The organism is Alloalcanivorax venustensis ISO4 (assembly GCF_015356855.1).
In the GTDB taxonomy this organism is placed as follows: domain Bacteria; phylum Pseudomonadota; class Gammaproteobacteria; order Pseudomonadales; family Alcanivoracaceae; genus Alloalcanivorax; species Alloalcanivorax venustensis.
Map to the genome: position 1 here is coordinate 16,782 of NZ_ARXR01000036.1, position 10,943 is coordinate 27,724.

Below are 10,943 nucleotides of genomic sequence, written 5' to 3' on the forward strand. Positions count from 1 at the left end.
GGCAGGCCGCCAAAATTATCCCGATGCGGTCTTTGAATGCCAAGAATCGCTATCGTGATTGTGCAGGAAATTACACCGGACACCTAGAAACTGCGTCACATAATCTCGGTAAGTATCCATTACAGATAGTCTTTTAGCAACTTCTCGACCAGCAGCACCGCGTTGTAGGCGGCGCCGGTTTTAATATTATCGGCCACCGTCCAGAAGCTTAAATCACCCTGCCCGTCGATGTCCTCGCGAACCCGTGCAATTCGCACGCCCAGGTCGGCGCGGATCTGCCGTACCGGGGAGGCGCCGTCGGCTTCGTCGTCGGCGTCCATTTGCAGCCCGGGGGCGTCCTGCCAGCAGGCTTCGGCCTGCGCCAGGGTGATCGGCATGGTGCCCTGCACCACCACGGTTTGCGACAGGCCGTGGAACACCGGCACCTGGACACAGCTTACGTCCACCGCCAGTTGCGGCTGGCCCAGAACCCGGCGCGCCTCCAGCATAAGTTTCAGCTCTTCGCTGGTGTAGCCGTTATCCTGACGGCGGCCGGCCATCGGCAGCATATTAAAGGCGTACTGGGACTCCGGCCCTTCGCTGGCCTCCAGGCCGTTCAACAGCCGCGCGCTCTGGCGCGCCAGGCGCTCCACGCCGACCCGTCCGGACGACGACGCACTCTGCATCTGCGTCACCGTGACCCGGGTCAGATCGCCCAGCGCCATCAGCGGTTTCAGCGCCAGCAGCAGCTGCACCGTGGCGGCGTCGGCGGCGGCCACGATGTTGCGTTCGCGGGCGGCGCCGAGCTGTTCGTCGTTGACCCCGGCGACCAGCAACGGCACGTCGGGCTCATAGCGGAACGCCGGCGACAGATCCAGCACCAGCGCGCCGGCGTCGGCGGCGCGCGGTGCCAGTTCCTGGGACACCGCCGCGCCGGCGGCGAACACCGCCAGCTGCACCCGTGAGAAATCGAAGTCCTCGGCTTTCCGTACCTGCAGGGATTTTTTACCCACGCGCAGGCTTTTGCCTTCGCTGTTTTCCGAGGCCAGAACGAACAACTCGCCCACCGGCAGATCCCGATGGGCGAGTTGTTCGAGAATGGCCTCGCCCACCAGACCGGTGGCGCCCACCAGGGCGAGGTCAATACTCATCAGTGCTCCAACAAAATGCGCAGCATGCGGCGCAGCGGTTCCGCGGCGCCCCACAACAGCTGGTCACCCACGGTGAAGGCGTTCAGGTATTCACCGCCCATGTTCAGTTTGCGCAGGCGCCCGACGGGTACCGTCAGGGTGCCGGTCACCGCCGTGGGGGTGAGGTCGCGCAGGGTGGCTTCCTTCTCGTTGGGCACCACTTTCACCCAATCGTTGGCCTGGCCGATCAGATCATAGATCTCATCCAGCGGCACGTCCTTCTTGAGCTTCACGGTAAGCGCCTGGGCGTGGCAGCGCATGGCGCCGATGCGCACGCAGGTGCCGTCCAGGGGGATCGGGTGGTCGCCGCGGCCGAGAATCTTGTTGGTCTCCGCCTGGGCTTTCCACTCTTCCTTGCTCTGGCCGTTTTCCATTTCCTTGTCGATCCACGGCAGCAGCGAACCGGCCAGCGGGAAGCCGAAGTGTTCGTGGGGCATGCCGTCGCCGCGCATGGTGGCGGCCACCTTGCGGTCGATGTCCAGAATCGCGCTGGCCGGGTCGGCCAGTTCCGAGGTCACGTCGCCGTGGATGGCGCCCATCTGGGCGATCAGCTCACGCATGTGCTGGGCGCCGGAGCCGGACGCGGCCTGGTAGGTCTGGGCGCTGGTCCACTCCACCAGGTCGGCGTTGAACAGGCCGCCCATGGCCATCAGCATCAGGCTCACGGTGCAGTTGCCGCCGACGAAGTCCCGGGTGCCTTTGTCCAGCGCCTGATCGATCACCTTGCGGTTGACCGGGTCCAGCACGATGACGCTGTCGTCGGACATGCGCAGCGCCGAGGCGGCGTCGATCCAATAGCCTTTCCAGCCGGCTTCGCGGAGCTTGGGGTACACCTCGTTGGTGTAATCGCCGCCCTGGCAGGTGACGATCACGTCCAGGGCTTTCAGTTCGTCCACGCTCTTGGCGTCGCCCAGGGGCGGAATGTCCTTGCCCACGTCCGGGCCGGGCTGGCCCACCTGGGAGGTGGAAAAGAACACCGGTTCGATGTCCTGGAAATCATTTTCCGCGCGCATGCGGTCCATCAATACGGAACCGACCATGCCGCGCCAGCCGATAAAACCGACTTTATTCATTGAGACGAATCTCCTGAAAGGCCGTTGCCCTTCTCTATGAATGGATTACTGCGTTTGTGCTCTTCAGCGGGGCTCAGACGCCGGCCAGTGCCTCGGCCACGGCGGAGCCCATTTCCCCGGTGCTGACTTTCCGGGTGCCCTCGGTGTAAATATCGCCGGTCCGCAGACCTTGATCCAGGACCTTTTCCACCGCCGCTTCAATGGCGTCCGCCACATCGTCGCGCTGCAGGCTGTAACGCATCAACATGGCCAGCGACATAATCGTGGCGAGCGGGTTGGCGATGCCCTGGCCGGCGATGTCCGGCGCGGAACCGTGGCAGGGCTCGTAGAGACCTTTGCGGTTTTCGTCCAGGGACGCGGAGGGCAGCATGCCGATGGAGCCGGTGAGCATGGCGGCTTCATCGGAGAGGATGTCACCGAACAGATTACCGGTGACGATCACATCAAATTGTTTGGGCGCGCGCACCAACTGCATGGCGGCGTTGTCCACGTACATATGGGAGAGCTCGATCTCCGGGTAAGCCTTGGCTTCCTCGGTGACCACTTCTTTCCACAGTTCGGTGACTTCCAGCACATTGGCCTTGTCCACCGAGCAGACGCGCTTGCCGCGCTGCATGGCCAGGTCGAAGGCGACCCGGGCGATACGCTTCATTTCCGACTCGGAGTACACATAGGTGTTGAAGCCGACACGCTCGCCGTTCTCTTCCTTGATGCCGCGCGGCTGACCGAAGTAGATACCACCGGTGAGCTCGCGGACGATCAGAATGTCCAGGCCGGAGACCACTTCCGGCTTGAGGCTGGACGCCTCCGCCAGTTGCGGAAACAGAATCGCCGGGCGCAGATTGGCGAACAGGCCCAGCGATGAGCGCAGGCGCAGCAGGCCGCGCTCGGGACGCTTGTCGCGTTCAATATTGTCCCACTTGGGGCCGCCGATGCTGCCGAACAGGATGGCGTCGGCGGCGCGCGCCTTGGCCAGGGTACTCTCGGGCAGCGGGTCCCCTTCGGCGTCATAGGCGGCGCCGCCCACCAGGGCGTGGTCCAGCTGGATGTCCAGGTCGAACCGTTTCTGCGCCGCCGTCAGCACGCGCAGCGCTTCGTCGACGATTTCCGGGCCGATACCATCGCCCGGCAACACCAGGATACTGCTCATTCACTTTCCTTAAACGTTGGGTTCACCCCGTTCAGAACAGGGTCTCGTCGTAGACGTTCATCACGCCGCTGCCCTGGGGCACCAGCACCGCGCTGTAGCGCTTGTCGCCCTCGCCTTCATCGACCAGGATCCGGTAATCACGGCCGGGCTCGAAATCATGGCTCAGCGTACCGAAGCGCAAAAAGCCCTGGTGGTCGGCGAAGATTTCCACGCTGTGCTCGCCGGGCTCCACGAAGACGCGTTGCTCGCCGCCCTTCTCGGCCAGACGCTCACCGTCCACCTTGAAAATCGCCACGGTGCTTTCACCGGCGCCGGGCATCTGCCAGCCGCTGCTCTCTTCGTTACTGCCCAGCTGGCTTTCGATGCTCAGCCGCGCTCTCGGGTCGTCGTCACCCGGCGGGTGGTACATGGCGGTGCGGGTACAGCCGGTGACCGCCAGGGCCAGGACCAGCAACAGGCCAGCGCTACGAAATATCATCATGCCTCCTTGTTTTATTGTTTTTGCGGCTCCTGGAAAATCCAGGGCTCGGCGGCCAGCCGGCGGCTTTCGTATTCACGAATCGCATCGCTTTGCTGCAGCGTCAGGCCGATCTCGTCCAGGCCGTTGAGCAGGCAGTGTTTGCGAAATTCGTCGATCTCGAAGCCGATGGCCTCGCCATCCGGGGTCATCACCTGCTGATTCGCCAGATCGATGGTGAGCTGGAAATCGGTGCTTGCCGCTTCGGCTTTAAAAAGCCCATCAACGGTAGCTTCCGGCAACACAATCGGCAACAGGCCGTTTTTGAAGCAGTTATTGTAGAAAATATCCGCATAGCTGGGCGCGATAATCGCCCGGAAGCCGAAATCCATCAGCGCCCAGGGGGCGTGCTCGCGGCTTGAACCGCAGCCGAAGTTGCGGCGCGTGAGCAACACGCTGGCGCCCTGATACTGCGGCTTGTTGAGCACGAAATCCGGGTTTTTCGGGCGCTTTTCGTTGTCCTGGCCGGGAAAGCCCTCGTCCAGGTAGCGCCACTCGTCGAACAGGTTGGGGCCGAAGCCGGTCCGCTTGATCGACTTGAGAAACTGCTTGGGAATGATCTGGTCGGTGTCCACGTTGGCACGATCAAGCGGCGCCACCAAACCGGTGTATTTCACGAACTTTTCCATGGTACCGCTCCTAAGCCGTCTGATCCGCCGGGGCGAGATCGCGAATGTCCACGAAATGGCCGGCCACCGCCGCGGCCGCGGCCATCGCCGGGCTCACCAGGTGGGTGCGGCCGCCGTTGCCCTGGCGCCCCTCGAAGTTGCGGTTCGAGGTGGAGGCGCAGTGCTCGCCGGGCTGCAAGCGGTCCGGGTTCATGGCCAGACACATGGAGCAGCCGGGCTGGCGCCACTCGAAGCCGGCTTCGATAAAGATTTTGTCGAGCCCTTCCTTCTCGGCCTGCTGCTTGACCAGGCCGGAACCGGGCACCACCAGCACCTGCTTCACGGAATCCGCCTTTTTGTGGCCCTTGGCCACCTGGGCGGCGGCGCGCAGGTCCTCGATGCGCGAGTTGGTGCAGGAACCGATGAACACCCGGTCCAGCTTGATGTCGCTGGTGCGGATGCCGGGCTTGAGGCCCATGTACTGGTAGGCCCGCTCCATGCCGGAACGCTTCACCTCATCGGCTTCGTCGGCCGGGTCCGGCAACACGCCGTCCACCGGCACCACCATTTCCGGGCTGGTGCCCCAGGACACCTGCGGGCGGATGTCGGCGGCGTCGATTTCCACCAGGGTGTCGAACTCGGCGTCCGGGTCGGACACCAGCCCGCGCCAGTAGGCCTCCGCCTTGTCCCAGTCCGCGCCCTTGGGCGCGCCGGGACGACCGCGCACGTAGTCGATGGTGGTGTCGTCCACCGCCACCATGCCGGCGCGGGCGCCCGCTTCGATGGACATGTTGCACACCGTCATGCGCCCTTCCAGGCTCAGCGAGCGGATCGCGCTGCCGGCGAACTCGATGGCGTGGCCGTTGCCACCGGCGGTGCCGATCACACCGATGATGTGCAACACCACGTCCTTGGCGGTGACGCCGGGGCCGAGCTCGCCTTCCACGCGCACCTGCATGTTCTTCATTTTCTGCGCCACCAGGGTCTGGGTGGCGAGCACATGCTCCACTTCACTGGTGCCGATGCCGTGGGCGAGACAGCCCAGGGCGCCGTTGGTGGAGGTGTGGGAATCGCCGCAGACCACCGTCATGCCGGGCAACACCGCGCCCTGCTCCGGCGCCATCACGTGTACGATACCCTGGCGCACATCACCGATGCCGTATTCGGTGATGCCGAACTGGCGGGTGTTGTCCTGCAGCGTCTGCACCTGGATGCGCGAGGTGTCGTCGACGATGTCCGAGGCGTTGTTGAACGGCGTGGTCGGCACATTGTGGTCGATGGTCGCCACCGACGCGCCCGACCGCCACGGCTGACGACCGGCCAAGCGCAGCCCCTCGAAGGCCTGCGGCGAGGTCACTTCGTGGATGATCTGACGATCAATGTAAATCAACGCGGAGCCGTCCTCGCGTTCGGTCACGAGGTGGGCGTCCCACAACTTGTCGTAGAGTGTCTTGCCTGCCATAACCTGTTCTCCAATTGATAGCCACACCTTACGCAGGGCTTTTCGATAATTCCAATTCATAATTTTTATGTTTAGGATTCCAGAAGGTTATCTGAATTCCCGGAGGCGCTATCCATGGACACCCAGGCCCTGACCGCCTTCCTGGCGGTGGCGGAGAGCGGCTCCTTCTCCACCGCGGCGGAACGGCTGTTTCTCACTCAACCGGCGGTGAGCAAACGCATCGCCCAGCTGGAGCAGCAGCTCGGCACCCGCCTGTTCGACCGGGTGGGCCGGCGCATCCGCCTCACCGAGGCGGGCGAAGCGCTGCTGCCCCGCGCCCGCCAGGTGCTGCTCGACCTGGAAGACATGAGCCGGGCGATCAGCAATTTGACCGGCACGGTGTCCGGCACCCTGCGCATCGGCACCAGCCACCATATCGGCCTGCACCGGCTGCCGCCGGTGCTGCGCCGCTTTTCCCGCGAATACCCGGACGTGAAACTGGACATCCATTTCATCGATTCGGAGGAAGCCTGGGAAGCGGTGCTGCACGGCGACCTGGAGATGGGCGTGGTCACCCTGCCCCCGCAGCCGGACCCGCGCCTGCACAGCCAGGCGGTGTGGCAGGACCCGCTGGTGTTCATGGCCGCGCCGGAGCACCCGCTGGCGCGTCTCGACCGCGTGACCCTGGAGACCCTGACCGGCTACAGCGCCATCCTGCCCTCGCCGGTGACCTTCACCCGGCGCATCGTGGAAAGCCTGTTCGAGGAACAGGCGCTGACCCTGAACATTTCCATGTCCACCAACTATCTGGAAACCATCCATATGATGGTGTCCATCGGCCTGGGCTGGAGCGTGCTGCCGGAAACCATGCTCGATGACAGCGTGGTGCGCCTGAACGTGGACACCGCCCTGCCGGTGCGCCGTCTGGGCGTGGTCACCCACCCGGGCCGCAGCCGCTCCAACGCCGCCGGTGCCTTTCTGGATATTCTCAACAGCGGCGGTTGAGCAGCCAGCGCCACACCACCAGCGCCGCCACCGCCGCCGTGGCGGCCGCCACCAGAAAGCTGTCGGCGCCCCAGCGGGCCCAGTACAGGCCGCTGAGGCCGGCGCCCAGCGCCCAGCCGGCCCCGTAGCCGAGGCTGGAGTACAGCGCCTGGCCCTGGCCGGCGTGGGCTTCGCCGAAGGTGTCCTGCACCCAGGCGATGCTGGCGGCGTGGAAGCTGCCGTAGCTGGCCGCGTGCAGCAGCTGGGCGGGCACCAGCCACCACAGATCGGCGCCGCAAAGCGCGATGATCAGCCAGCGCAGCACCGCCAGCAGCAGGCTGACGAACAGCACCCGGGCCAGGGCGAAGCGGCGCATCAGCCGGTGCATGATCAGGAAGATGCCGACCTCGGCGGCCACCCCCAGCGCCCACAGCACGCCCACGGTGAACTTGCGGAACCCCAGGTCTTCCAGGTGAATGCTGTAGAAGGTGTAGTACGGCCCGTGGGACGCCTGCATCAGAAAAGAAGCAAGGATGAACGCCTGCACGTCGCGCCGGCGCAGCAGGGCCCGCACGCCGCCGGGCCGGGGGCTAGGCTGTTCGGCGCCGCCGGAGGGCAGCGATTGCGTGGTCAGCCACAGCAGCCACAGCAGCGCGGACATCACCCAGGGCAGCAGATCGATGGGCAGATGATCCAGCGCCCAGCCCACCAGCAGCACCGCGCCGATAAAGCCGAGCGACCCCCACAGCCGCACATGGCTGTAGCGGTGCGCCTGGTCGCCGAGCGTGCGCAGGGTGATCACCTCGAACTGGGCCAGCACCGCGTTCCAGAAGAAACTGAAGGTGGCGAGCAGGATCGCCATGCTCCACACCTGGTCGACCCAGAACACCGGCAGGAAGGCCAGCGCGGCGGCCAGATTGCCCAGGCGGATGATGCGCAGCCGGGCCCCGGTGCGGTCGGCCAGCCAGCCCCACAGGTTGGGCGCGCCGATCTTGGTGATCTGCGGCACCGCCATCAGCACGCCGATGGCGAACGGGCTGAAGCCCAGGTCTTTCAGGTACAGCGACCAGTACGGCACCAGGGTGCCGAGCAGGCCGAAGTAGAGGAAATAGAACCCGGACAGGCGCCAGTAAAACGGCATACGGCGCCCCTTGCTCAGAATCCGCCGGGAATCGGCGCCAGCGGCGGCGTCACGTCTCCGTTCTGGCCGCGATGGCGCAGGTAATGGTCCATCAGCACCAGCGCCAGCATGGCTTCGGCGATGGGCGTGGCGCGCACGCCCACGCAGGGGTCATGGCGGCCCTTGGTGACCACTTCGGTGGCCTCGCCGCGCAGATTGATGCTGCGCCCGGGGATGGTGATGCTGGAGGTGGGTTTGAGCGCCATGCTGGCGCGCACGACCTGCCCGGAGGTGATGCCGCCCAGCACGCCGCCGGCGTGGTTGCTGGCGAAGCCCTCGGGTGTCATCTCGTCGCGGTGTTCCTCGCCGCGCTGGTTGACCACCTGGAAGCCGTCGCCGATCTCCACGCCTTTGACCGCGTTGATCGACATCAGCGCCTTGGCCAGATCCGCGTCCAGACGGTCGAACACCGGTTCGCCCCAGCCCGGCGGCACGCCTTCGGCGAACACCGTCACCCGCGCGCCGATGGACGAGCCGTCCTTGCGCAGGTCGTTGATCAGCTGTTCCAGGGCCGGCACCTTGTCCGCGTCCGGGAAGAAGAACGGGTTGTCGTTGACGCTGTGCCAGTCGAACCGCTCGGCGCGGATGGTGCCGATCTGCTCGACGCCACCGTAAATGCGCACGCCGACACGCTGCTCCAGATACTTGCGGGCGATGGCGCCGGCGGCCACGCGCATGGCGGTCTCGCGGGCCGAGGAACGCCCCCCGCCGCGGTAATCGCGGAAGCCGTATTTCTGGGTGTAGGTGTAGTCCGCGTGGCCGGGCCGGAAGGTCTCGGCGATGTTGCTGTAATCCTTGGACTTCTGATCGGTGTTCTCGATCAGCAGGCCGATCGCCGTGCCGGTGGTTTTGCCCTCGAACACCCCGGACAGGATGCGCACCTGGTCGGGTTCCTTGCGCTGGGTGGTGTAGCGGCTGGTGCCCGGCTTGCGGCGGTCCAGCTCGCCCTGCAGGTCCGCCTCGCTGATCTCCAGACCCGGCGGGCAGCCTTCCACCACCGCGCCCAGCGCGACGCCGTGACTTTCACCGAAAGTGGTGACGCGAAAGCGTTCACCGAAACTGTTCCCAGACATAGTGCTCCTCAGGCGCTCAGGCGGCGATAAACCGATCCCGGAATTCTAGCAGTTGGCGGCGGTCCAGCATGAAAACGCCATGCCCGCCGCGTTCAAATTCAAACCACAGGAACGGCACGTCCGGCCACAGGGCCGCCATGTGCCGGTCACTGTTACCCACCTCGACGATCAGCACGCCGTCCTCGGAGAGCCGCTCGGCGGCGCCGGCCAGCAGGCGGCGGGTGAAATCCAGGCCGTCGTGCCCCGACGCCAGCGCCAGTTCCGGCTCGTGGCGGTACTCGTCGGGCATCGCGGCCAGGTCCTCCGCGTCCACGTAGGGCGGGTTGGAGATAATCAGGTCGTAGGGGCCGTCCAGCCCTTCCAGGCCGTCCGCCTGCACCGCCGTGACCCGGTCGGCGAGACCGTGCTCGTCGATATTGCGCCGGCACACCGCCAACGCCTGTTCGGAGATGTCGCTGGCGTCCACCCGCGCGTCGGGTAGCGCATGGGCGCAGGCGATGGCGATGCAGCCGCTGCCGGTGCACAGATCCAGCACCCGGCCGACCCGCTCCGGCGCCAGCCAGGGCTGGAAGCCGGCCTCGATCAGCTCCGCCAGCGGCGAACGGGGTATCAGCACCCGTTCATCGACGAAAAACGGCAGCCCGCAGAACCAGGCCTGCCCGGTCAGATACGGCACCGGCACCCGCTCGTTGGCGCGCTTAACCAGCAGCGCCACATAGCGGTCGACCTCGTCCGGCAGCAGCCGCGCGTCGAGCATGCGCGGGTCGGTGTCCAGGGGCAGCGCCAGCACGTGCAGCAACAGCGCCAGGCATTCATCGCCGTGGTCGTCGGTGCCGTGGCCCAGATAGACCCCGGCGCGGCGCAGGGCGGATTCCCCCCAACGCAGACAATCACGGGGGGTCTTGAGGGTGGCCAGGGCCTGTTGCTGTTCGCGGGGTTCAATCACGTCTTGGCTCCAAACGGGCGCGAAAGAGTACCACATTCTGCCACAGGGGGAGGCCCGGCGCGCCGCCGGCGGCATCGTCACAGCACTGACATGCGCCCTTGCCATGCTGGTTCCGGCACTGAAACGTAAATACAGATGACATTATCGGGAAACCTGTTAAATTGCGCTTTCCAGGCAATCGAGGCTTTCATGCGAACTTGGCTCTTCAAGACCGAACCGAACGACTTCAGCATCCGCGACCTGCGTGATGCCCCCGACCAGATGACCGGTTGGGACGGCGTGCGCAATTACCAGGCCCGCAACCGGCTGCGCGACGAGATCCAGGACGGCGACCGGGTACTGATCTACCATTCCCGCGGACGCAATCCGTCGATTGTCGGTGAAGCCCAGGTGGTGTCCGGCCCCTACCCGGATCCCACCCAGTTCAAGCCTGACCACCCCGGCTTCGACGCGCGCAGCAGCGAGGACATGCCGCGCTGGTTTCAGGTCGACCTGCGTTTCGTGGCGCTCTACCAGACCCCGCTGAGCCTCGCCGACATGCGCGAAGTGCCGGAATTCGCGGACATGGAGCTGCTGGTGCACCCGCGCCTGTCGATCCAGCACATCACCGACCGCCAGTACCAGCAGATCATTGCCCGCTGCGAGCCGGAGCTGGCCGCCCGCTCCCCGCTGATCCCCGCCTTTACCTAAAGCCCGAGCTATGGCTCCGTAGCCCGGTTCGGTCTCGGTGCCCGCGAGAGGGGCGAAGCCCCGGCAGGATCCCAAAGACCTTTCTCTCCAGAAAGCCCGCACCGGGATCGGG

Annotated in this window: 11 protein-coding genes; 2 read left to right on the plus strand and 9 right to left on the minus strand. The window is 65.5% G+C overall.

Translation table 11 applies throughout. The features are described from left to right. Positions 1–119 precede the first annotated feature (119 nt). The 6 genes from ISO4_RS14650 to leuC form a co-directional block, all read right to left on the minus strand. Complete coding sequence (locus ISO4_RS14650) at positions 120–1,130, minus strand: aspartate-semialdehyde dehydrogenase (RefSeq protein ID WP_142949286.1); 1,011 nt, start codon at positions 1,128–1,130, stop codon at positions 120–122. Then, positions 1,130–2,242 (minus strand): aspartate-semialdehyde dehydrogenase, encoded by a 1,113-nt coding sequence (gene asd, locus ISO4_RS14655; protein ID WP_194856696.1) that lies wholly within the window; start codon positions 2,240–2,242, stop codon positions 1,130–1,132. The genes ISO4_RS14650 and asd overlap by 1 nt, the downstream gene beginning before the upstream one ends. A 73-nt stretch (positions 2,243–2,315) precedes the next feature. Then, positions 2,316–3,392 carry a 3-isopropylmalate dehydrogenase gene (gene leuB, locus ISO4_RS14660; protein ID WP_142949288.1) on the minus strand — a complete coding sequence of 359 codons (1,077 nt, stop codon included), beginning with the start codon at positions 3,390–3,392 and terminating at the stop codon, positions 2,316–2,318. 31 nt (positions 3,393–3,423) lie between these two features. After that, complete coding sequence (locus tag ISO4_RS14665) at positions 3,424–3,870, minus strand: hypothetical protein (protein ID WP_142949289.1); 447 nt, start codon at positions 3,868–3,870, stop codon at positions 3,424–3,426. Between the two features lie 14 nt (positions 3,871–3,884). After that, positions 3,885–4,538, minus strand: coding sequence for a 3-isopropylmalate dehydratase small subunit (leuD, locus tag ISO4_RS14670; protein ID WP_142949290.1), 654 nt, complete (start codon positions 4,536–4,538; stop codon positions 3,885–3,887). A 10-nt stretch (positions 4,539–4,548) separates the two neighbouring features. Continuing rightward, complete coding sequence (leuC, locus tag ISO4_RS14675) at positions 4,549–5,979, minus strand: 3-isopropylmalate dehydratase large subunit (RefSeq protein WP_142949291.1); 1,431 nt, start codon at positions 5,977–5,979, stop codon at positions 4,549–4,551. 114 nt (positions 5,980–6,093) lie between these two features. Between leuC and ISO4_RS14680 the strand changes: the two genes are divergently transcribed. Then, positions 6,094–6,963 (plus strand): LysR family transcriptional regulator, encoded by an 870-nt coding sequence (locus tag ISO4_RS14680; protein WP_194856697.1) that lies wholly within the window; start codon positions 6,094–6,096, stop codon positions 6,961–6,963. Here ISO4_RS14680 and ISO4_RS14685 read toward each other — a convergent pair. The 3 genes from ISO4_RS14685 to prmB are packed head-to-tail and all read right to left on the minus strand — an operon-like array spanning position 6,947 to position 10,141. Next, on the minus strand, positions 6,947–8,083 hold the full coding sequence (locus ISO4_RS14685) for an MFS transporter (protein WP_194856698.1): 1,137 nt from the start codon (positions 8,081–8,083) through the stop codon (positions 6,947–6,949). The two genes, ISO4_RS14680 and ISO4_RS14685, sit on opposite strands and share 17 nt — an antisense overlap. A 14-nt stretch (positions 8,084–8,097) precedes the next feature. Beyond that, the gene (gene aroC / locus ISO4_RS14690) at positions 8,098–9,195 is read right to left on the minus strand and encodes a chorismate synthase (protein WP_194856699.1); all 1,098 of its coding nucleotides are present in this window, start codon (positions 9,193–9,195) and stop codon (positions 8,098–8,100) included. 16 nt (positions 9,196–9,211) lie between these two features. Then, the gene (prmB, locus tag ISO4_RS14695) at positions 9,212–10,141 is read right to left on the minus strand and encodes a 50S ribosomal protein L3 N(5)-glutamine methyltransferase (protein WP_323745390.1); all 930 of its coding nucleotides are present in this window, start codon (positions 10,139–10,141) and stop codon (positions 9,212–9,214) included. A 189-nt stretch (positions 10,142–10,330) separates the two neighbouring features. Here prmB and ISO4_RS14700 point away from each other — a divergent pair, with 189 nt between their 5' ends. Continuing rightward, positions 10,331–10,831 carry an EVE domain-containing protein gene (locus ISO4_RS14700; RefSeq protein ID WP_142949296.1) on the plus strand — a complete coding sequence of 167 codons (501 nt, stop codon included), beginning with the start codon at positions 10,331–10,333 and terminating at the stop codon, positions 10,829–10,831. Positions 10,832–10,943: the final 112 nt, after the last annotated feature.

Coding starts and splice junctions, on each gene's coding strand:
- ISO4_RS14650 (WP_142949286.1), bottom strand. CDS start 1,130: ATGAGTATTGACCTCGCCCTGGTGGGCGCCACCGGTCTGGTGGGCGAG.
- asd (WP_194856696.1), bottom strand. CDS start 2,242: ATGAATAAAGTCGGTTTTATCGGCTGGCGCGGCATGGTCGGTTCCGTA.
- leuB (WP_142949288.1), bottom strand. CDS start 3,392: ATGAGCAGTATCCTGGTGTTGCCGGGCGATGGTATCGGCCCGGAAATC.
- ISO4_RS14665 (WP_142949289.1), bottom strand. CDS start 3,870: ATGATATTTCGTAGCGCTGGCCTGTTGCTGGTCCTGGCCCTGGCGGTC.
- leuD (WP_142949290.1), bottom strand. CDS start 4,538: ATGGAAAAGTTCGTGAAATACACCGGTTTGGTGGCGCCGCTTGATCGT.
- leuC (WP_142949291.1), bottom strand. CDS start 5,979: ATGGCAGGCAAGACACTCTACGACAAGTTGTGGGACGCCCACCTCGTG.
- ISO4_RS14680 (WP_194856697.1), top strand. CDS start 6,094: ATGGACACCCAGGCCCTGACCGCCTTCCTGGCGGTGGCGGAGAGCGGC.
- ISO4_RS14685 (WP_194856698.1), bottom strand. CDS start 8,083: ATGCCGTTTTACTGGCGCCTGTCCGGGTTCTATTTCCTCTACTTCGGC.
- aroC (WP_194856699.1), bottom strand. CDS start 9,195: ATGTCTGGGAACAGTTTCGGTGAACGCTTTCGCGTCACCACTTTCGGT.
- ISO4_RS14700 (WP_142949296.1), top strand. CDS start 10,331: ATGCGAACTTGGCTCTTCAAGACCGAACCGAACGACTTCAGCATCCGC.